Source organism: Aeromicrobium phragmitis (genome assembly GCF_003674095.1).
In the GTDB taxonomy this organism is placed as follows: domain Bacteria; phylum Actinomycetota; class Actinomycetes; order Propionibacteriales; family Nocardioidaceae; genus Aeromicrobium; species Aeromicrobium phragmitis.
In genome coordinates this window covers 23216-43714 of sequence record NZ_RDBF01000016.1, presented here as the reverse complement: position 1 = coordinate 43714, position 20499 = coordinate 23216, and the positions used below count along the sequence as shown (strand labels likewise).

At 69.0% G+C, this 20499-nt stretch carries 18 protein-coding genes; 6 read left to right on the top strand and 12 right to left on the bottom strand.

The window, feature by feature from the left end; all coding sequences use genetic code 11:
* The first annotated feature begins 86 nt into the window (after positions 1–86).
* The gene (locus tag D9V41_RS18685) at positions 87–575 is read left to right on the top strand and encodes a DUF222 domain-containing protein (RefSeq protein ID WP_121795510.1); all 489 of its coding nucleotides are present in this window, start codon (positions 87–89) and stop codon (positions 573–575) included.
* Entirely contained in the window at positions 500–901 is a 402-nt protein-coding gene (locus D9V41_RS15565; RefSeq protein ID WP_133434213.1) for an HNH endonuclease signature motif containing protein, read from the top strand. The genes D9V41_RS18685 and D9V41_RS15565 overlap by 76 nt, the downstream gene beginning before the upstream one ends.
* A 242-nt stretch (positions 902–1143) precedes the next feature.
* On the opposite strand, the gene D9V41_RS15560 is transcribed toward D9V41_RS15565, so the two are convergent.
* Genes D9V41_RS15560 through D9V41_RS15550 form a run of 3 tightly spaced genes read right to left on the bottom strand, consistent with a single transcriptional unit; the run spans position 1144 to position 5537 of the window.
* A complete protein-coding gene (locus D9V41_RS15560) occupies positions 1144–2478 on the bottom strand; it encodes a DUF5719 family protein (protein ID WP_121795508.1) in 1335 nt (444 codons plus the stop codon).
* Complete coding sequence (locus tag D9V41_RS15555; protein WP_121795507.1) at positions 2478–5243, bottom strand: glycosyltransferase family 2 protein; 2766 nt, start codon at positions 5241–5243, stop codon at positions 2478–2480. The genes D9V41_RS15560 and D9V41_RS15555 overlap by 1 nt, the downstream gene beginning before the upstream one ends.
* A gap of 42 nt (positions 5244–5285) precedes the next feature.
* Positions 5286–5537 (bottom strand): WhiB family transcriptional regulator, encoded by a 252-nt coding sequence (locus D9V41_RS15550; RefSeq protein WP_121795506.1) that lies wholly within the window; start codon positions 5535–5537, stop codon positions 5286–5288.
* Between the two features lie 107 nt (positions 5538–5644).
* Between D9V41_RS15550 and D9V41_RS15545 the strand changes: the two genes are divergently transcribed.
* Positions 5645–6295, top strand: coding sequence for a TIGR03089 family protein (locus D9V41_RS15545; protein ID WP_208006895.1), 651 nt, complete (start codon positions 5645–5647; stop codon positions 6293–6295).
* Positions 6296–6310: 15 nt separating this feature from the next.
* On the opposite strand, the gene D9V41_RS15540 is transcribed toward D9V41_RS15545, so the two are convergent.
* Both D9V41_RS15540 and D9V41_RS15535 read right to left on the bottom strand, forming a co-directional pair.
* Positions 6311–7798: an LCP family protein gene (locus tag D9V41_RS15540; RefSeq protein WP_121795504.1), complete on the bottom strand. Its 1488-nt coding sequence runs from the start codon at positions 7796–7798 to the stop codon at positions 6311–6313.
* A gap of 22 nt (positions 7799–7820) precedes the next feature.
* Entirely contained in the window at positions 7821–9254 is a 1434-nt protein-coding gene (locus tag D9V41_RS15535; protein WP_121795503.1) for an LCP family protein, read from the bottom strand.
* A 132-nt stretch (positions 9255–9386) separates the two neighbouring features.
* On the opposite strand from D9V41_RS15535, the gene D9V41_RS15530 reads away from it, so the two are divergent.
* Positions 9387–10454, top strand: coding sequence for an LCP family protein (locus tag D9V41_RS15530; protein WP_121795502.1), 1068 nt, complete (start codon positions 9387–9389; stop codon positions 10452–10454).
* A gap of 21 nt (positions 10455–10475) precedes the next feature.
* Here the strand turns inward: D9V41_RS15530 and D9V41_RS15525 are convergent, their stop codons facing one another.
* A complete protein-coding gene (locus tag D9V41_RS15525) occupies positions 10476–11639 on the bottom strand; it encodes an acyl-CoA dehydrogenase family protein (protein WP_121795501.1) in 1164 nt (387 codons plus the stop codon).
* Positions 11640–11799: 160 nt separating this feature from the next.
* On the opposite strand from D9V41_RS15525, the gene mqo reads away from it, so the two are divergent.
* Positions 11800–13341 (top strand): malate dehydrogenase (quinone), encoded by a 1542-nt coding sequence (gene mqo / locus D9V41_RS15520; protein WP_121795500.1) that lies wholly within the window; start codon positions 11800–11802, stop codon positions 13339–13341.
* Positions 13342–13448: 107 nt separating this feature from the next.
* On the opposite strand, the gene D9V41_RS15515 is transcribed toward mqo, so the two are convergent.
* From D9V41_RS15515 to D9V41_RS15500, 4 genes are all read right to left on the bottom strand, one after another.
* Entirely contained in the window at positions 13449–14432 is a 984-nt protein-coding gene (locus tag D9V41_RS15515; protein WP_121795499.1) for a hypothetical protein, read from the bottom strand.
* 105 nt (positions 14433–14537) lie between these two features.
* Positions 14538–15278 (bottom strand): succinate dehydrogenase/fumarate reductase iron-sulfur subunit, encoded by a 741-nt coding sequence (locus D9V41_RS15510; RefSeq protein ID WP_121795498.1) that lies wholly within the window; start codon positions 15276–15278, stop codon positions 14538–14540.
* Positions 15275–17224, bottom strand: a complete 1950-nt coding sequence (locus D9V41_RS15505; RefSeq protein WP_121795497.1) for a fumarate reductase/succinate dehydrogenase flavoprotein subunit — start codon at positions 17222–17224, stop codon at positions 15275–15277. Before D9V41_RS15505 ends, D9V41_RS15510 begins: the two co-directional genes overlap by 4 nt.
* An 11-nt stretch (positions 17225–17235) precedes the next feature.
* Positions 17236–17958 carry a succinate dehydrogenase cytochrome b subunit gene (locus D9V41_RS15500; protein ID WP_121795496.1) on the bottom strand — a complete coding sequence of 241 codons (723 nt, stop codon included), beginning with the start codon at positions 17956–17958 and terminating at the stop codon, positions 17236–17238.
* 65 nt (positions 17959–18023) lie between these two features.
* Between D9V41_RS15500 and D9V41_RS15495 the strand changes: the two genes are divergently transcribed.
* Positions 18024–18929 (top strand): LysR family transcriptional regulator, encoded by a 906-nt coding sequence (locus D9V41_RS15495; protein ID WP_243697307.1) that lies wholly within the window; start codon positions 18024–18026, stop codon positions 18927–18929.
* 3 nt (positions 18930–18932) lie between these two features.
* On the opposite strand, the gene D9V41_RS15490 is transcribed toward D9V41_RS15495, so the two are convergent.
* Together D9V41_RS15490 and trpS are read right to left on the bottom strand one after the other, a co-directional pair.
* On the bottom strand, positions 18933–19442 hold the full coding sequence (locus D9V41_RS15490; protein WP_121795494.1) for a 2'-5' RNA ligase family protein: 510 nt from the start codon (positions 19440–19442) through the stop codon (positions 18933–18935).
* Entirely contained in the window at positions 19442–20455 is a 1014-nt protein-coding gene (gene trpS / locus D9V41_RS15485) for a tryptophan--tRNA ligase (protein WP_121795493.1), read from the bottom strand. The genes D9V41_RS15490 and trpS overlap by 1 nt, the downstream gene beginning before the upstream one ends.
* Positions 20456–20499: the final 44 nt, after the last annotated feature.

Sequence of the window (20499 nt, the reverse complement as noted above, 5' to 3'; positions counted from 1 at the left end):
GAGCATCCTCATCTGTCATGGTCATCAGTGTCGTCCTTCAATCAGGAGACGAACCACTTACACAAACCATCTGACACGCCCGGAAGCTGACCGAGGAACGGTCGGTCGAGAAGCTCGACCGCCAGGTCGTCTCCTACGCGGCCACGCACACCACCGGCGAACTACGCCAGTGGATGCGGCGGTTCATCGCCCGGGTCGAACCCGACGAAGTCGAGAAACGCTACGAGGACATCGTCGCCGAACGGTCCGTCACCATCGTTCATGATGAGGACGGCACCGGCAGCCTGTATGCCGAGAACCTCCCGTCCTACGTGTTGGCGGGGATCGATCAGCGGCTCGACCACGCCGCCAAGGCCGTGACCGACGACGACCGGACCATCGCCCAGCGTCGGGCGGACTTCTTCGTGGACGCCCTCGACCACATCGACCCGACAACGAACCCGCACGGACGCCGAATCTCGCGATCGGGGTCATGGTTCCGGCGTCCACGCTCGCGGGCGTGGACGATCAGCCGGCGATCAGCGCCGACCGCGACTGGATCCTCCCCGCCAACGCGGTCCGTGATCTGGCTTTGAGTGGGAACCCGTTCTGGTACCGACTCCTCGTCGACGAGAAAGACAACATCCTCGCCACCACCTACGAAGGCCGGTACCCACCCGATCATCTGCGGAACGCGATCCGCTTCCGCGACGGCACCTGCCGATACCCCGGTTGCACCAAGAAGGCCGCCAACTGCGACCTCGACCACCGACAACCACTCCCAGACGGCCCCACCAGCGGTGAAAACCTCTGGGCGTTGTGCAGGCACCACCACAAACTCAAGACCTTCGGCCACGCCGAACCCATCCGCCTCGGCAACCGCTGGGTATGGAGAATCCGCGCCACCCAGCTGAGGGAATAGCGCACGGTCTCGATGCGCCCTCCGCAGAGCTCCGGGCTACTCGACCACCTACCGACTGGGTGGTCGAGTAGGGAGGCCGGCCGCGGCCGAGCGTATCGAAGGGCGGTCGCTACTCGACCACCTATGACGTCGCCCCTCGCTGCGGTTCCTGAGTAGCCGCGAGGAACGAGCGGCGTATCGAAGGGCGGTCGCTACTCGACCACCTACGGCGGATTCTGTGCCTGGGTCGACCGCCAGGCGTGTCAGTGCCAGCGCCCGCCCCAGGAGACGGCGGGGGCCACGGCGTCGACCGGCGCGACGGTGAGCGGCAGCGACGCGATCCTCGCGCCGTCCGCGTATCGCGCGGCCGCATACCCTCCCTCGGCCCGCACCACCGCGTACGCACCTCCTTCGGCAACCTCGCCGATGGCGATCGAGGAGCTCGTCCCCTGCGGGACGGACAGTTCCCGGGTACCGAGGGACTGCATCTGCGCGTCGAACACCTCGAGCTGCGCGTCGAGGTCGGAGTCTGCGGCGACGACGGTCACCTGGGTGTCCCCGACGACCGGCACAACGGCCGGGCCAGACCGCAACGCTGAGAGGGCGGCGCTGTCGGCGACGTCCTCGGGGCTCTGCGACCGCACGATGGCGGCGACGGGCTCCGTCGCGTCGAGCCTGAGCGCGGCTCCGGCCGGCGCTTCCCCGGGGATCGCGATCTCGCGGACCGAACCCGGTTCGACCGTCACGTCGTCGAGACCTTCGGCCACGAAGGTACCGCTGTCGGCGCTCACCACTGAGACCTCGACATTCGCCGTTTCGCCACCCGGGTTGGTGAGGATCAGCCGACGCTCGGCTCCGGCGGGGATGCCCGACAGGACGGCCTGCCGGCTCGGCGCGGGCCCGGCGGTCTGGACGTCGCTGCCCCGTACCGGTCCGGAGCCCGACTCGAGGACCGCGGCGACGACGACACCGCGCTGTCGCGCAACGCGGACGGTCAGGAGCGACTCGCCTGCCGCCAGGTCGGAGCCGGCGATGCGCCGGGACTCACCGGGAGCGAGGGTGAGCGCGTCCCCGTCGGGTACATCGACCTCGCCGACAGGGGACCAGGCTCGAAGGTTGACGACGGCCTCGTCGCGTCCGGGGTTGACGAGCACGAGTTCCGCGTCGTGTCCCTCGACCGCACCGAGACCACTGAACCACGCGTCGTGCACGATCTGCGGGCACGACGCGACCGCCAATCCCTCCCCGCGATTGGTCGCGTTGCCGGCCAAGAACCCCACCGCCCCGCTGCTCTCGCCCGTCTGGGTCACCGTGATGGCGTCACCGCGCGGCGCGGCACTGCGCCAGACGGAGGCGTCGGCGAGCTCGGGCACGTCGGCGCCGTCCGGAAGCGCGACAGCCGTCGCCTCGTCGCCGGCGACGACTTGCCCGGCAGTGACCGTGAGGCCGTCCCACGACGGGCAGGTGTACGACGTCGTGGTGACGTCGGCGGTCGTGGGCTCCGGCTGCGGCGTGGAGACCCCCGGCAGCACCGCGACGAGCACGACGAGTGCGGCCGCGAGCACCGGCAAGGCGAAACGTGGGGAGATCGCGCGCATCAGGAGGCCTCCTCCTCATCGGGGCTGCGCCGTCCCGGCACCGCCGCGATCGCGAGAGCGGCCCAGGCGACGAGCCATCCGCCCACGGCGTAGGGACGCCATGCGCCGGCCTCCGGAGGCTCGCCCGCGGACGCCTCGACCGCGTCCAGGGTCCAGACCCGCGATCCGGGCCGGTCGCTACCGGCCGGCAGCAGGCCGGGAGCGGCGCTGATCCCCTGCGCGATCGAGGTGTCGGCATCGGGCAGGTAGATCGCGTCGACCCCGTAGCGAGCCAGCTCTTCGACATCGCTGCCCGAGGAGGTGGCGAGCAGGCTGGTGACGGTGGAGGCGAATCGCTCCCGCCGCTGCGGAGACGGTTCCACGGCTTCCTGACCCAGGTGCGGGCCGGCACCCTCCACGACATCGATCGTGACACCGTCGGCCAGCGAACCGTCGATGACGAGCGTGGTGTGCCCCTGATCGGCGAGGTATGCCGGGATGGTCGGCTCGACCGAACCGCTCACCGGCTCCGCGGTGCCGCGCAGAACCCACCATGCGCTCACACCGACCGGGAAGATCACGGCGACGACGACGCCTGCGATGACCGCTCGCCGACCCCAGCGACCGACCTCGCCGGCGGCGAGTAACACCGCGGTGCCCAAGCCGGCGAGCCAGACCGCTGCGCCCAGTCCCGACCACGACGAGGAGCCGTCGGGTCCGGCGACGGCGGGCACGGCGGTGCCGATGGCGGCGACCAGCAGCCCACTCAGCGCGATCCACCACGCGAGCGACACCTCGAAACGCGTGGCGCGCGGTATCAGGGCCAGCACGCCGAGGATCAGGAGTCCGACCGCGAGCCACCACGGCGCACCGCCAGGACCACCACCGGAACCGGTCACGATGTCGAGCGCGGAGGTCTCGACGCCGCGCGGGATGCCGGCCTCCCACCACCAGTCGGCCGGGTCGATGATGCGCCGCCACCACGAGGGCCCCGCCACGACGATCGCGGCGCCCACGCCGATCAGCAGCTCCCATGATGGGCGCAGCCGCGCGACCACCAGCAGACCCGCAATGGCCAGGGCGGCGATGAGGAACGCCGCGGGGGCGAAGACGGAGACCACCGCGAGCCACAGCCCGACCTGCGCCGCTCGGGTCCACGTCGGCAGCACGATGAGCTGCGCGACGACGTTTGCCAGCACCGGCGCGAGGATGAGCGCGACGACCGTGCCGAACCGGCCCTGGGCTGCCGCGCCCGACGCGGCGGTGAGCAGTCCGTAACCCACGGCCCACACGATGCGCGGGCCGCGCCGCTCGGTGATCGTGCGGCCGAAGCGGTGGGCCGTGACCGCGGCGAGGGGAACGGCGAAGACGATGAGAGCCCACGTGAGCAAGCCCGGGGCGAAGGCCACGAGGAGCCCGACCACTGCGAGGACCGGCAGGTACGGCGCGGGCCACGCGGCTGAACCCAGTCCTGTCGCGTCAGCGGTCCGGGCGAACAGGTCGCGCCACCAGTCCGCGACGGATTCCGGCGAAGGCGGCAGCACGGGTGAGGCCACCGATCCGGTCCACAGTCCCCGCCCAGCGATCAGCGCGAGCAGCGTCAGCACGAGGACGGTCGTCGCCCACGGGTAGCGCCGCCACCAGGGATCGCCGTCCTCGACCACGATCTCCTCGTCGATCAGGTCGATCGTGGACGAGCGTCGGCCGAGCGTCTGCACGGCCTCAGGGCGGACCGCCGCGCGCACACTCTCCACCACGACGTCCCACCCGTGCTGGTAGGGCAACCAGACCGAGGGGAACAGGGGGGCGATGTCTCGGCTCGCCGCTCGTGCCGTGGCGGCTCGCCGGGCACGCGCCCGGCGCATGAGACCGGGTTTGGCGAAGACCTCGCGCAGCGCGGCAAGTTCAGCGGAGGCCGCACGGGTGTCCTTGACGACGAGGAAGCCGAGCATGCGCAAGATCGTGCCGACGAACAGGCGCACTGACTGCCACCAGAATCGTGGCCCCCTGGCATTGGCGAGGATCGTGTACACGGCGGCCCGGCGGTGCTCGCCGGCGACCGGGCGGCGGCGACGCGTGCGGCGGCTCGAGGCCTCCGCGTGAAAAATCACCGCGGCAGGAGCGGTGCGGGTGCGGTAGCCGGCTCGAGCCACCCGCCAGCCGAAGTCGATGTCGTCGAAGAACAACGGCAGCGCGGGATCGAGACCGTCGAGTTCGTCCCACACGTCCCGGCGCACCAGCATGCCGGCGGTCGACACGGCGAGGACGTCCCGCGGCCAGTCGTGCTGGCCGGCGTCCGGCTCTCCGGGCTCCAGTCCCGTCTCCAGCGCCCCTGTGCCGGTGATCGTGCGGCCGACCTCGAGGAGGCGGCGCAGCGACGGCCATTCGCGCACCTTGGGACCGACGACGGCGATGTCGTCGGCGCTGGTGGCCTCGTCGAGCAGCGCGGTGAGCGCTCCGGGATCGACGATCGCGTCGTCGTGCAGCAGCCAGATCCAGTCCGTGCGCGGCGCGGCCTCGACGGCGCGCCGGATGCTCTCGCCGAAGCCGGCGTCGGGAGATCCGGAGGAGATGACGTGCTCGGCGCCGAGCGCGTCGCTCAGCAACTCGCGCGTGGCGTCGTCGGACTCGACGTCCACGGCGATCCAGCCGGTCGGGAGATGATCGAGGCGTGCCAACGACGCCAGGGTCTGCGGCAACCAGCGCTCGCCACGGCGACTCACGATGACCGCGAGCACCGATGGCGGCGCCGATCGCCACGCGGGCAGCTGCTCCTCCTCGTCCACTCGCTTGAGGCTAGTGGACGAGGTGCAGCAGCGCCGTGGTGGTCAGGCGCGCTTCTTGAGCTTGCGCCGTTCGCGTTCGGACAGACCGCCCCAAATGCCGAAGCGCTCATCGTGCGCGAGCGCGTACTCCAGGCATTCGGCGCGGACCTCGCACGTCGTGCAGACGCGCTTGGCCTCGCGGGTGGAACCGCCCTTCTCGGGGAAGAACGACTCCGGGTCGGTCTGAGCGCACAAGGCACGCTCTTGCCACATCAGCTCCGGATCGCTGTCCTGCGGCCAACCTTCGAATGACATACATGAAATTACAGCCGTGGCGCTGCCAAACGTCAAGCTGAAAAGCAAATTTGTGGATGACCTCGGCGTGTCGTCCACAAGCGAGCGCCGCTACCGTCGTGCTCGTGATGACTTTGGTCGACCTCGTCCCGCTCACCCCGCAACCACTCGTGACGTTCTACGACCTCGCCACCGGCGAACGCGTCGAGCTCAGCGGCATCACGCTGGGCAACTGGGTGGCCAAGACCACGAACTTCCTGACCGAGGACCTGGAGGTCGATCCCGGCACGCGGCTCCGTATCGGTGTGCCGCCGCACTGGCTGCGCCCGGTCTGGTTGGTCGCGGCCTGGACGGCACGGTGCGTCGTGGCCGACGAGGACGCCGACGTGGGACTCAGCGGGCCCGATCTTCACGCGGACGAGCCGATCAGGCTCGCCGCCTCTCTGCGCCCCTTGGGCGGGCGGTTCGCCGAAGCCCCCACGGGTTTCACCGATATCGGGGCCGTCGTCCCGCCGCAGCCGGACGTGCTGCTGAGCGTCGATCCTCCTGAGCCGGACGACCTCGCCCTCGACCTCGCCGGAACGCGAAGCACGCACGCCGAGCTGCGCGGGACCGCCCCGAGCGCGGAACGGCTGCTCGTCACCGAACTCGACCTGGCTACCGAAGCCCGGTTGCTCGTCGCGGCGTGCCTCGGCGGCGGCTCCCTCGTCATCGCCGTGAACGGCAGTCAGGACGACCTCTCCCGCCTCGCCGAGCAGGAGCACGCCACCCGCCGCTGAGCACCGCCCGAGGGTTCAGCAGGCGGCGGCCAGATCGTCGGTGATGTTGGCGTCCGGCGTTGCGGTCGGTTCCGTGGGCTGCGGGGCAGTGGTGGGTCCCGGGGCGGTGGTCGGCGCGGGTGCGGACGGCGACGCGGACGAGGCCGGCTGGCTCGAGCGCGCGATCAACGCGGCGATGTCGGCGTGGATTCGGGCGAAGTCGGGGTTCACGGTGTTGTACTCCGGCGGCACGACCGACAGGGTCGCGATCTGCTGGGTGCGCGCATCGAGGGCGAGATCGGCGAACGCAGCGAGCTCGGAGGCCGGCAGGTCGGTCCGCAGCATCTGTGAGCTGGAGTCGGCGATCCGACCGGCGTTGAGCAGCACCGTCTGCGGGCTGAGCTGGTCGAGCATCGCCACCATGAGGCACTTCTGCCGGGCCATGCGGGTGAAGTCGTCGGACTGGATGCGACTCCGCGCGAACCACAGCGCCTCGTTGCCGTCCAGCCTCTGGCGTCCTTCGGGGATGAACTGGTCCCGCCGCCGGTCCGTCTCCCCGAACATGGCGATCGGTGTGGTCACCGTGACCGTCACCCCGCCGACCGCGTCGACCAGCGACGCGAATCCCTGCATGTTGATCATGACGTAGTAGTTGATCGACAGGCCGGTGGCGCCCTCGACCGCCTCGATGGTGGCGTCCAGCCCGGGGTCGTCGCTGTCCGGATAGAGGTCAGCGCGCTCCTGTGCGGCGGTGTGCACCGCGTTCAACAGGCACTCGCTACCGCAGTTGAAGCCGTTGGGATACAGCGCGTGCATCGGCGAGTCCTCGGGGAAGGGGACGCCTTGGAGGTTGCGCGGGAGCGAGACCATGACGGTGTCGGCGGTTCGCGCGTCGACACTCAGCACGTTGAGCGAGTCCGGGCGCAGACCCTCGCGGCCGTCGGCGGAATCGGCCCCGATCAGCAGGATGTTGTAGCGGCCCTGCAGCGGCGGCGCCGTCTCGGTCGCCGCGAACACCTCCGTGACGACCTGGCGCGAGGCCGAGACGGTACTCCAGCCGATGGTCAGCATGCCGCTCACGAGCGCGATGACCGTCATGTTGAGGACCGCGACGAGCAGCCACCGCGGCCGGTCGAGGCCGGGAAACGTCGCGAGGCGCCAGGCGTCGACGAAGAGCGCGAGCCAGCCAAGCACGACGCCGACCACGACCAACCGGGCGATGTAGAGCGTCTCCGCATCGGTGACCCAGCCGAAGATCGTCTCGCGCTCGGGGCGGAACCACAGCAGCACGACGATCGCCGCGATCACGAGGACGCCCCACAGCGCCATGACGATCAGACCGAGACGACGGCGACCGGCGAGCAGCTGGGCACTACCCGGCCACACGATGGTGGCGACCATGAGCGCCAGCGCACGACGCAGTGCGCGAGCCGGTGAGAGCCGCCGCCGGGAGACCCGGCCGTCCTCGCCCGGAGTCTTGTCCTTTTCCTCCGCGGCGTTCGCGGGGGCCGGTATGAACGACACGTCAGGCCTGCTTCGCCGGATGTCAGCAGGTCTCGTCGAGGTTCTCGGCCTGGTTGGCCTTGCGCGGGTCCTTGACCTCCGGATTCGGATCGGCCATGCCCAGGCTCGTCGAGACCATGACGGCCGTCGCCTCAGGTCGTCCCTCGGCGACCGCGATGGCGTCACTGATCATCCGTCGCACCTTGTCGTAGTCGGGGTTGCCGGTGTGGATCTCCGGCGGCACGAGGGAGACCGACGACAGAGGCTCGTTGCGGGTCTTGAGCGCGAGGTCCATGAACACGTTGAGGTCCTGGCGCGGGATGTCGGTCTCGATCATCGCTTGGCTGGAGTCGGCGATCTTCTGCATGTTCATGACGACCTTCTGCGGGCTGAGCTGCTGCACCATGGCGTTGAGGACGCATTTCTGGCGACCCATCCGGGACCAGTCGTCGTTCAGCACCCGGCTGCGGGCGTACCAGAGCGCCTCGTATCCGTTCAGTGTGCGCTCTCCCGGCTCGATATAGCCACTGATCGGGCTGCCGATGCCGTCGATCGCGGTGCGCTCGCGCACGTTCACCGTCACGCCGCCCACGGCGTCGATGAGGTGCTCGAAGCCGGCCATGTTGATCATCGCGTAGTAGTTCAGCTTCAGGCCGGTGATCTCCTCGACGGCGTCCATCGTCGCGTCGATGCCCGGGTCCTCCTCACCGAACAGGTCGGCGTGGTCCTCCGCCCACGTGTTGACCGCGTTGAGATAGCAGCCCTCGCAGTCGAACCCGTCGGGAAACTCCTGGTCCATGACCGAGCCCTCGGGGAACGGCACGTCCTCGAGATTGCGCGGCAGGCCGATGAGCACCGCCCGCCCGGTCTCGGCGTCGATGCTGGCGACGTTGATGGAGTCGGGGCGCATCCCCTCGCGATCGTCCCCCGAGTCCGAGCCGAGGAGCAGGACGTTGTAGCGCCCCTCGTGCGGGCCGCTGGCAGCCGTTGACGCGAAGACGGCTCCGGCGAAACCGTCCACCACCGAGACCGCGTGCGCGGCGAAGAACAGCGCGCCGGCGACCGCGAAACACAGCACCCCGTTGAGACCGGCCGACACCGCCAGATGGCCGCGGCGCAGTTCCCGAGGCCGGCCCAGCCGCCAAGCGTCGACGAGCAGAGCCGCCCACGCCACGGCCCCGGCGATGAGCAGCCAGCGGCCGAGGGTCAGCAGGAGCCCGTTGGTGCCGATCTCGAACAGCAGCGAACGGGAGGTGAGCGATACGAACAGCAGCACGACGACGACGCCCAGGACGCCGAGCCACACCCGTACCGCGATGCGCCCGACCGTCCGGTTACCGTGCACCAGCTGCGCGGAACCGGGCATGACGATCGTCATGAGCGCCAGCGTGAGGGCGCGCCGGAACTGGATACGGGCGGAGGCGCCGGCAGGATCGCCGTAGCTGCCTCCCATGACGCTATAGCGCACGTTCGACATCGTTGTCCTTACGGTGGGGAAGGGTCCGTAGGTCCGTCTCAGTATCGACGCCGCGCCTGCGGGCGTCATCGTGACGCGCCGACCGGCTCACCGTTTTCTCCGGCGCTCCCCGCCCTCGGGTACCTTCATCGCATGTCCTCCGACGGTCGCGACGACTTCGACTGGCTCTACGAGGACGAACGCCGTCCGCGTTCGTCCCCACCGCGGCCATCGCGTCCGTCCAACGATCTCCCTCCCCCACAGCTTCCGCCGCCGGGCAGCCGCGCGGACGGCCCGTCGCGTCCGCGCAAGCGCCGAGGCAAGGCCCGTTTCCTCTGGTTGATCCTCATCGCCTGGATCGCGTTCCTCGTCGCGGTGCCGTTCATCGCATGGGGTCAGGTCACGAAGGTGGATGCCGCTCCCGAGGGCGAACGTCCCGCCCGCCAGCCCGGTCGCACCTTCGTCATCGTCGGGTCCGACGCCCGCCCCGACGACACCGGTCGAGGGCGCACGGACTCGATCCTGCTGCTGCACACCGGCAGCGGTCCGAGCGTGCTGACCTCGCTTCCTCGCGACTCCCAGGTGGACATCCCCGGTTACGGCCGCACCAAGATCAACGCCGCCTACGCCTACGGCGGCCCCCCGCTGCTGGTCCAGACGATCGAGCAGAACACCGGCCTGCACATCGACGGCTACGTGGAGATCGGCTTCACCGGCCTGGTCGATGTGGTCGATGCCCTCGGCGGCATCGAAGTGTGCCCGGAAGTCGCCATGCAGGACGCCGACTCCGGACTCGACATCGACGCCGGATGCCAGTCGGTGGACGGCGAGACCGCCCTCGCCTACTCGCGCAACCGCAAGTCCCATGCCGAGGGCGACATCGCCCGCGGCGCGGCGCAGCGCGAGGTCATCGGCGCCATCGGGTCGTCGGCGCGTTCGCCGTGGACGGTGCTCAATCCGGTCCGCTACTACCGGGCAGCCGTACAGACCGGCGAATCGCTCACCGTGGGTGAGGACGTCTCGCTGTTCTCGTTCGCGCGCTTCGCGTGGTCGCTCTCGGGCGCGATGAGCGGCAACGGCCTCAACTGCACGGTGCCGATCGCCGACATGCAGGTCAACTGGGACTCGACCCGGGCGCCGGCCTTCTTCGAGCACCTCGCCAATGACACCACCGACCAGCTCGGCGATCTCTGCACGGCCAACGGCCTCCCCCCGTCGTGAGGGAAGGCCGCCGGCTCGGGCTCAGAGTTCGGACTGGATGCCCGCGAGCAGCTGCCGGGCCATGACGATGCGCTGCACCTGGTTGGTGCCTTCGTAGATCTGGGTGATCTTGGCGTCGCGCATCATCCGCTCGACCGGATAGTCGCGGGTGAAGCCGTAGCCGCCGAGCAGCTGCACGGCATCGGTGGTCACCTGCATCGCGACATCGGAGGCGAAGGCCTTCGCGGCGGCGCCGAAGAAGGTCAGATCCTGGTCGCCGCGCTCGGAGCGGCCCGCGGCCGCATAGGTGAGTTGGCGAGCGGCCTCGATCTTCATGCCCATGTCGGCGACCATGAACTGCAGACCCTGGAAGTCACTGATCGGCTTGCCGAACTGCTGGCGCTCCTGGACATAACCGAGGGCGTAGTCCAGCGCGCCCTGGGCCACGCCGACGGCCTGAGCCGCGATCGTCACGCGGGTGTGGTCGAGCGTCTGCATCGCGATCGCGAAGCCCTCGCCCTCGTGACCGATCATCCGGTCCTCGGGGATGCGGACGTCGTCGAAGTACACCTCGCGCGTCGGCGAGCCCTTGATGCCGAGCTTGCGCTCGGGAGCACCGAAGGACACACCCTCGTCGGACTTCTCGACCACGAACGCGGTGATGCCCTTACTGCGCTTCTGCGGATCGGTCATCGTCAGCACGGTGTAGTACTCCGATTCGCCGGCGTTGGTGATCCAGCGTTTGGTGCCGTTGATGACCCAGTGGTCGCCGTCGCGGACGGCGCGGGTCTTCTGGTTGGCCGCGTCGGAGCCGGCCTCGGGCTCGGACAGGCAGTAGGAGAACCCGCCCTCGCCGGCGGCGAGCTTGCCGAGGTACGTGTGCTTGAGTTCCTCGCTGCCGCCGATCTGCACCGGCAGCGATCCGAGCTTGTTGACCGCCGGAATCAGCGAGCTGGAGACGCAGGCCCGGGCCACCTCCTCGATGACCAGGACCGTGGCGAGTGCGTCAGCTCCGGGGCCGCCGTACTCCTCGGGAACGTGCGGGGCGTGGAAGCCGCCGGCCACCAGCGCGTCGTGGGCCTCGCGCGGATAGCGGGCCTCCTCGTCGACTGCGGCGGCGAAGGGGGCGATCTTGGCGTCGGCGAGCGCCCGTACCGTCTCGCGGATCGCCTGGTGCTCGTCGCTCAGTGCGTAGAAATCGGTCACCGCTCAATCCTAGGACGTCCAAGCTTCTCTCCGGCCCACCGGTCCGCAATGAGGTGAAGATCACGCCCTCTCCCGGTGGGGTCCGGCGTGTCGCCGGGCGAGAATGGCAGATGGCCCACCAGCCGTGGGTCGACCACTGTGACGCAGGAGTGATTCTCGCTTGTCCACCCAAGCCAACCTCCCGGAACCCCGCAGCACCCAGCAGCCGGCGCGCCAGACCACGGACGTCCTGCTGATCGGCGCGGGGATCATGAGCGCAACCCTCGGATCGCTGATCAAGTCCCTGGAGCCGGACTGGTCCGTGACGCTCCTGGAACGTCTCGACGGCCCCGCCCGCGAGAGCAGCGACCCGTGGAACAACGCCGGCACGGGTCACTCCGCGCTGTGCGAGCTCAACTACACCCCGCGTCTGCCCGACGGCTCTGTCGACGTCTCCAAGGCGCTCAAGATCAACGAGCAGTTCCAGCTCTCGCGCCAGCTGTGGTCGTACGCGGTGGAGAACGGCCAGCTCGGCGACCCGTCCACGTTCATCAACCCGATCCCCCACGTCAGCTTCGTGCGCGGCGAGGAGAACGCCGACTACCTGCGGGCCCGCTACGACGCGCTCGCCGCCAACCCGCTGTTCGAGGGCATCGAATACATCGACGACCGCGACGAGTTCGCCCGCCGCCTCCCGCTCATGACCGAGGGTCGCGATGCCGACGAGAAGATCGCCCTCAACTGGAGCGAGCGCGGCACCGACGTCGACTTCGGCGCCCTGACCCGCCAGCTGCTGTCAGACCTCGAGCAGCGTGGCGCTGACGTGCAGTACGGGCGCCAGGTGAAGAACCTCAGCCGGGACACGGACGGCACCTGGGCGGTCAAGGTCAAGGACCTGCGGACCGGCTCGGTCACGACCCTGCGCTCCCGCTTCGTGTTCGTCGGCGCCGGCGGCGGCGCCCTGCACTTGCTGCAGAAGGCCGGGATCGAGGAGATCAAGGGCTTCGCCGGTTTCCCGGTGAGCGGCCAGTTCGTCCGCTGCCTCAACACCGACATCGCCTCGCAGCACCGCGCCAAGGTGTACGGGCTCGCCCCCGTGGGCGCTCCCCCGATGTCGGTCCCGCATCTGGACACCCGCGTCATCGACGGACAACCGAGCCTGCTGTTCGGGCCCTACGCCGGCTGGTCGCCCAAGTTCCTCAAGAACGGTTCGCTCACCGACCTCGCCCGCTCGATCCGGTTCAACAACCTCATGCCGATGCTCGGCGTCGGCATCACGTCGATGCCGCTGGTGAAGTACCTCGTGCTCGAGGTGCTCAAGTCGCAGCGCAGCCGGATCGAGGACCTGCACGCGTTCGCGCCGACCGCGCAGACCGAGGACTGGGAGCTCATCACGGCGGGCCAGCGCGTCCAGGTCGTCCGCAAGAAGGGCCGCGGCGGCAGCCTCGAGTTCGGCACGTCGATCATCAGCGCCAGTGACGGTTCGATCGCGGGCCTCCTCGGCGCCTCGCCGGGAGCGTCCACCTCGGTCGCGGCGATGCTCGACGTCATCGAACGTTGCTTCGGCTCGCAGCTCGAGGCGTGGAAGCCCAAGCTCAAGGAGATGGTCCCGTCCTACGGGGTCTCGCTGCCCGAGAACCCGAGCCTGCTGGCCGATCTTCGGTCCTGGACCGACCGCACCCTCAAGCTCGCACCCCAGGACGAGCAGGCCGCCCAGCGCTGAGCCGTCACGCCCCGTTCTCACCGCGAGTGGTGCAAACTCGTCGCAAGATCAACCGATCGACGACGAATCTGCACCACTCGCGGTTCTTTGTGCACCACTCGAGGCCGTCACTCCATGGATGGAAGGTCCGCGAGCACCTCCGACAGGTGACCGCCCCAGAGCATCGGTCGCAACGGGCCGCGGAAGATCGCCGTTGCCGCGTCCTTGGTGAGTGCGCGGATCTCGGTGCCGTCGTCGAAGCCGTTGTCCACGCAATCGGCGTAGCGGAGCAGCACTTCACGCGCCCCTTCACCCGTACCGAGATACAGCACGATGATCTCCGCCGGATCGCCGTGGAGACACTGGTCGGGCGCGTTGGGGCCGCTGCCGGTGGGCGCGCCGGCCATCGCTTCGACAAGCCGCTGGGCGGCCTCTCCGGACAGCAACTGCGACCCGGCGAGTGTCGCCCCCGGTGCCGACCCCTCGGTGATGATGTACCGGCATGCACTGACGTACTCGACGTCCGCCGCCGCTGGTAACGCCCCGGCGTCGCTCGGTCGCCAGGAGACGTCCCGTGCGCCCGGATGATCCGAAGGACAACCCGCGAAATCGACCTCGGCAGCATGCACGGTCGCCGCGATCTGCGCGCGTAGCGCAGGATCGGCGGTCTGGATGATGACGCGCACGTCGCCGACGGTGACGACCCTTCGGTCACCCACCGAGTCGGTATCGAGAACGGCCTCGGCGGCCGCGGGCTCGACGACCACCACCTCCCCCGTGTTCGCGACGAGCGTGTCCGGCGGCGGGCTCCCCTCGCCGAAGCAACCCACCTCCGTGGCCGGGCCCGGCCGGCCTACGGCTGGCCGGGCCCCGTCGTATCCGACGCACCACTGGCCGAGTCGCTGAGGGCCGGAGGTCCATTCCCAGTCGCCGGGCACCCCCACCTGGACGCCGCGATAGGACTCCCAACGCCAACCCTCGGGCAAGCTCACCTCGGGCGCGTTCGGCGAGACGGACGCACCGGGCAAGGGCGGGGGTTCCTCCGGCGCCGTTCCGCATGCCGCGAGTCCCAGCGTCGCCGTCACGGCGAGGGCGAGTCCAGCGATACGCATACCGTCACCCTGGCACATCCGCTGCGGCACCCGCCAGCGCTTCACGCGGAAAGCGAGGAGCCCCCGCCGGATAGACCGGCGGGGGCTCCTTCACGACGTGCGCGATCAGGGCTTGGCGAGCGCACCCATGAGATCGCGGTTGAGCCGCGAGATGACGTCCAGCGGGATGCCCTTGGGGCAGGCCGCCGTGCACTCACCGATGTTCGTGCAGCTGCCGAAGCCTTCGGCGTCATGCTGCTCGATCATGTTGATGACGCGCGAGTCGCGCTCGGGCTGGCCCTGCGGCAGCAGGCCCAGGTGCGCGACCTTGGCCGCGGTGAACAGCATCGCCGAGCCGTTGGGGCACGCCGCGACGCACGCGCCGCAGCTGATGCACGTGGCGGCCTCGAAGGCGCGGTCCGCGTCCTCCTTCGGCACCGGGGTGCTGTTGGCCTCGGGGGCCGAGCCCGTCGGGGCGGTGATGTAACCGCCCGCCGCGATGATGCGGTCGAAGGCTCCACGGTCGACGACGAGGTCCTTGATGACCGGGAAGGCTCCCGCCCGCCACGGCTCGATGTCGATGACGTCGCCGTCCTTGAACGTCCGCATGTGCAGCTGGCAGGTCGTGGTGACCTCCGGGCCATGCGCCTCCCCGTTGATCACGACACCACACGTGCCGCAGATGCCCTCACGGCAGTCGGAGTCGAACGCCACCGGCTCCTCGCCCTCGAGCGTGAGCTTCTCGTTGAGCACGTCGAGCATCTCGAGGAACGACATGTTCTCGTCGACCTCGTCGAGTTCGTACGAGACCATCGTGCCCTTGGCCTCGGCGTTCTTCTGACGCCAGATTCGAACGGTGATCTTCACTTGTAGCTCCTGGCCTTCATCTCGACGTATTCGTACTCGAGCAGTTCCTTGTGCAGGACCGGCTTGTCGTCGCTGTACTCCCATGCGGAGACGTACGCGAAGTTCGCGTCGTCGCGCAACGCTTCACCGTCCTCGGTCTGGCTCTCGGCGCGGAAGTGGCCGCCGCACGACTCACGGCGGTCCAGCGCGTCGATGCACATGAGCTCACCGAGCTCGAAGAAGTCGGCCACGCGGCCGGCCCGCTCGAGCGTCTGGTTGAGCTCCTCGTTCTCACCCGTGACCTTCACGTTGGTCCAGAACTCGGCCTTGAGGTCACGGATCAGTTGGATGGCCTTCATGAGGCCCTCCTCCGTGCGCTCCATGCCGCAGTAGTCCCACATGATCTGGCCGAGCTCCTTGTGGAAGGAGTCGACGGTGCGGGTGCCGTTGATGCTGAGGAACGTGTTGATGCGCTCCTTGACGGCCTCGCGCGCCTCCACGACGGCCGGGTGGTCGTCGGGGACCTTCTCGAACGGACCGTCGGCCAGGTAGTTGGCGATCGTGTAGGGCAGGACGAAGTAACCGTCCGCGAGGCCCTGCATGAGCGCCGAGGCACCGAGCCGGTTGGCACCGTGGTCGGAGAAGTTCGCCTCACCGGCCACGAACAAGCCCGTGAGGTTGCTCTGCAGGTCGTAGTCGACCCAGAGGCCGCCCATCGTGTAGTGCACGGCCGGGTAGATGCGCATCGGCTCGGAGTAGGGATCTTCGCCGGTGATCCGCGCGTACATGTCGAAGAGGTTGCCGTACTTGGCCTCGACGGCGTCACGGCCCATGCGCTCGATCGCGTCGGCGAAGTCCAGGTACACGCCCAGCCCCCCGGGGCCCACGCCCTTGCCGGCATCGCACTGGTACTTCGCGGCGCGCGAGGCGATGTCGCGGGGCACGAGGTTGCCGAACGAGGGGTAGATGCGCTCGAGGTAGTAGTCGCGCTCGTCCTCGGGGATCTCGCTGGCCGCGCGGGTGTCGCCGGCCTTCTTCGGCACCCAGATGCGACCGTCGTTACGCAGCGACTCGCTCATCAACGTGAGCTTGGACTGGTAATCGCCGGAGACCGGGATGCAGGTGGGGTGGATCTGCGTGAAGCACGGGTTGGCGAAGTAGGCGCCCTTGCGGTGTGCTCGCCACGTGGCCGTGACATTGGAGCCCATCGCGTTCGTGGACAGGAAGAAGACGTTGCCGTAACCGCCCGTGGCGAGGACGACCGCGTCGGCCGTGTGCGTCTCGATCTCGCCGGTGACCATGTCGCGGACGATGACGCCGCGCGCCCGGCCGTCGACCATGATCAGCTCGAGCATCTCGTGACGCGTGTTCATCGTGACGGTGCCGGCCGCGATCTGACGCTCGAGCGCCTGGTAGGCGCCGATCAGCAGCTGCTGACCCGTCTGGCCGCGCGCGTAGAAGGTGCGCGACACCTGCACGCCGCCGAAGGACCGGTTGTCCAGCAGGCCGCCGTACTCGCGAGCGAACGGGACGCCCTGCGCGACGCACTGGTCGATGATGTTCACCGACACCTGGGCGAGCCGGTAGACGTTCGATTCCCGGGCACGGAAGTCGCCGCCCTTCACGGTGTCGTAGAACAGCCGGTAGATGCTGTCGCCGTCGTTGCGGTAGTTCTTCGCAGCGTTGATGCCGCCCTGCGCCGCGATCGAGTGCGCGCGACGGGGGCTGTCCTGGTAGCAGAACGTCGTCACGTTGTAGCCGGCCTCGCCGAGTGTGGCCGCAGCCGAGGCGCCGGCCAGACCGGTGCCGACGATGATGACGTGCAGCTTGCGGCGGTTGGCCGGGTTGACGAGCTTCGCGGAGAACTTGCGCTCGTCCCAGCGCTTCTCGATCGGTCCCGAAGAAGCCGCGGTGTCTTTGATCTCGTTGCCGACGACGTGGTAGTCGCCGATCATCTGTTCAGTCATGAGTCAGCCCTTCAGCCGGTGATCCCGAGCAGGATCGCCCACGGGGGAAGCAGGAATCCGATGGTGATGACGGCCGCGACGAACCACGACAGCGGCGTCAGGCGCGAGCGCAGTCGCGTCGAGCTGTAGTTCTGGCCGAGGGTGGTCAGGGCGCTCCAGATGCCGTGCCACAGGTGCAGGCCCACGGCGAGCACCGCGACGGTGTACACCACCGTCACCCACCAGATCTCGAAGCCGTTGACGACCCGCTCGTACGGGCTGTCGGACGCGCCGCCGGGTGCGACGACGTTCGCCGTCAGGTGCAGCAGGTGGTAGATCACGAACAGGATGATGATGATGCCGCCCCACCGCAGGGTGAACGACGCGTAGCTGCGCTGGAATCCGCGGGCGCCCTTGGACGTGTGATACCGCTTGCCGCCCTGGTAGCCGCTGGCGACCCGGTTGCGGCGCCACAGCGTGACCGCGGCCCAGGTGTGGACGACGATCGACGCCAGGAGCGCGACACGGATGATCCACAGCAGACCCTCGTAGGGCAGGATCGGCTCACCGAAGGTGCGGATGTGGTGCGAGTATTCGTCGAACTTCTCCTGGCCGGCGAACACCTTGAGGTTGCCGTACATGTGCAGGATCAGGTAGCTCACCATGATGAGCCCCGATACCGCCATGGCGTACTTCGTCGCGACCGTCGACCGCGAGGCCGGGACGCGCTTCTTGATCACTGGGGTACTGGCCACCCGCCCACACTAAAGCGAATCTGCCATTCTGGCTAAGTCCAAGTAAGGCCGACTTTCATAGAGAAATGGCATGGCACACTGGGCGGGTGCAGTTGCAGCAGCTCACCTACTTCGTGGCCGTGGCCGAGGCGCGACATTTCACCCGGGCCGCCGACATCACCGGCGTTTCCCAGCCGACGTTGTCCAAGCAGATCCGTTCGCTGGAGAACTCGCTCGGCACGCCGTTGTTCGTCCGCACCCGGTCGGGAGTCGACCTGACGCCGGCCGGAGAGGCGCTCCTCCCCCACGCTCGACGCATCGTCATCGACGTCGCCAATGCGGAGCGATCCGTGCACGAGGTCGCGAACCTGCGTCGCGGCCGGGTGAAACTCGGCGCCACTCCCTCGGTCATCGACGGGTTGCTGCCCGACGTCCTGCGCGACTTCCGCCGCGACTACCCCGAGATCGAGCTGGAGATCCACGAGGCCGGATCGCGGGTGCTGACCGATCAGCTCCTCGCCGGCCGTCTCGACATCGCCGTGCTGATCGTCCCGCTGGCCACCCGCTCCCCCGACATCGAGACGCATCTGGTGTTCCGCGAACGCCTGGTGCTGGCGAGTCCGCCGGACGACCCGCGTCCCGAGCGGATCAGCGTCGCCGAACTGTGCGACCTGCCGCTCGTGATGTTCCGAGAGGGCTACGACCTGCGCGACGTGACCGTTCGGGCGTGCGCGCGCGCCGGTTTCGAGCCGCGGTTCGCGGTGGAGGGCGGCGAGATGGGCGCGGTGCTGCGCTTCGTCGAAGCCGGACTCGGCCACGCGGTCGTGCCCGAGATCGTCATGGCGAGCCGTGGCGACCTCCACCGATCGTGGATCGAGGACCCGCCGCTGGCCCGCGAGGTCGCCGTCGCGCACCGCGACGTCGGATCGCTGCCCCTCGCAGCGCGCGCCTTCCGTGACCTGCTGCTCGACAGCCTGGGCTCCGCCGATTGAGCGTCAGCTGAGCCGGAAGGACCGCTCCGGCATCCAGCCCTGCTCGTCGTCGTGGAAGTAGAGGCTGAACTGGGACACCTCGAACGAGCACCGGAAGTCACTGAGGTCGTCGAACGCCCGGTCGAGCGACTCGTCGTCGAGGTGATGCGCCACGGTGACGTGCGGATGGAACGGGAACTGCGGCTCGGGAAGGTCGACCGCGTGCCGGATCGCCTGCGCGAGCAACTCCGTCACCGAGATCCCCTCGGAGACCGCGACGAACACGACCGGGGAGATCGGCCGGAAGGTCCCGGTTCCCTGCAGTGTCATCCGGAACGAGGGGATGATGGCCGCGACCTGCGTGAGCGCCTCGACCAGCCGGCCGAGCTGCGCGTCGTCCACCTCCGTCGGCGGAACCAGCGTCACGTGGCTGGGCACGGTCTCGGCCATGGTGTCGCCGTACGACCGCCGCTTGGCGCGCAACTGCTCGCCGAAGGGCTCGGGAACGGCGATCGCGACGCCGATGGTCCGCATCACTTCGCCTTGACGAAGCCCGACCGCTCGTAGACCAGCTCGAGCGTCGGCGCCGCGACCGCGCGGGCCCGTTCCGCGCCGAGGGCCAGGAGCCGGTCGAGCTCGGCCCGGTCACCGAGCAGTTCGCGGGTGCGGGAGCCGAAGTCGGCGACGAGGTCGGCCACGATGTCGGCCAGCGCGACCTTCAAGTGTCCGTACTGCTTGCCGGCGAACTCGGCGACGAGGTCGTCGACCGGGCGGTCCGTCAGCGCCGAGTAGATCGTCAGCAGGTTGGAGATGCCCGGCTTCTGCTCCGGGTCGAAGCGGATCTCGGTTCCCGAATCGGTGACCGCCGAGCGGATCTTCTTGGCCGCCTTCTTCGGATCGTCCATGAGGTTGACGACGCCCGTCGGGCTCGAGAAGGACTTGCTCATCTTCCCCGAGGGGTCCTGCAAGTCGTAGATCTTCGCGACGTCCTTGACGATATGCGGCTCCGGCACGGTGAACGTCTCGCCGAAGCGGTGGTTGAAGCGCTGCGCGAGGTTGCGGGTGAGTTCGACGTGCTGGCGCTGGTCCTCGCCCACCGGCACGCGATCGGCCTGGTAGACGAGGATGTCCGCGGCCATGAGGATCGGGTAGGTGAAGAGGCCGACGCTCGCCGACTCCGCACCGGTCTTGGCGCTCTTGTCCTTGAACTGCGTCATGCGGCTGGCCTCACCGAACCCGGTGATCCCGTTGAGCACCCAGGCCAGTTGCGCGTGCTCGGGCACGTGGCTCTGGACGAACAGCGCGCTGCGTTCGGGGTCCACGCCCGCCGCGATGAGCTGGGCCGCGGCCACGTAGGTGCGTTCGCGAAGCTGCACGGGGTCGTAGTCGACGGTGATGGCGTGCATGTCGGGGATGAAGTAGAACGCCTCGAACTCGTCCTGCAACGCCACCCACTGCCGGAACGCCCCGATGTAGTTGCCAAGATGGTACGAATCGGCGGTCGGCTGGGCGCCGGACAGCACGCGGGGTCGTCCAGATGCGGGCATGGGTGCATTCTGCCAGCCGTCGGTGAACGCGCCTGCGTAGGCTC

Bases quoted from the DNA above. Each gene is read 5' to 3' on its own strand.
- D9V41_RS15560 (WP_121795508.1), bottom strand. From the start codon at position 2,478: ATGCGCGCGATCTCCCCACGTTTCGCCTTGCCGGTGCTCGCGGCCGCA.
- D9V41_RS15550 (WP_121795506.1), bottom strand. From the start codon at position 5,537: ATGTCATTCGAAGGTTGGCCGCAGGACAGCGATCCGGAGCTGATGTGG.
- D9V41_RS15545 (WP_208006895.1), top strand. From the start codon at position 5,645: ATGACTTTGGTCGACCTCGTCCCGCTCACCCCGCAACCACTCGTGACG.
- D9V41_RS15535 (WP_121795503.1), bottom strand. From the start codon at position 9,254: ATGTCGAACGTGCGCTATAGCGTCATGGGAGGCAGCTACGGCGATCCT.
- D9V41_RS15530 (WP_121795502.1), top strand. From the start codon at position 9,387: ATGTCCTCCGACGGTCGCGACGACTTCGACTGGCTCTACGAGGACGAA.
- D9V41_RS15515 (WP_121795499.1), bottom strand. From the start codon at position 14,432: ATGCGTATCGCTGGACTCGCCCTCGCCGTGACGGCGACGCTGGGACTC.
- D9V41_RS15505 (WP_121795497.1), bottom strand. From the start codon at position 17,224: ATGACTGAACAGATGATCGGCGACTACCACGTCGTCGGCAACGAGATC.
- D9V41_RS15495 (WP_243697307.1), top strand. From the start codon at position 18,024: ATGGCATGGCACACTGGGCGGGTGCAGTTGCAGCAGCTCACCTACTTC.
- D9V41_RS15490 (WP_121795494.1), bottom strand. From the start codon at position 19,442: ATGCGGACCATCGGCGTCGCGATCGCCGTTCCCGAGCCCTTCGGCGAG.
- trpS (WP_121795493.1), bottom strand. From the start codon at position 20,455: ATGCCCGCATCTGGACGACCCCGCGTGCTGTCCGGCGCCCAGCCGACC.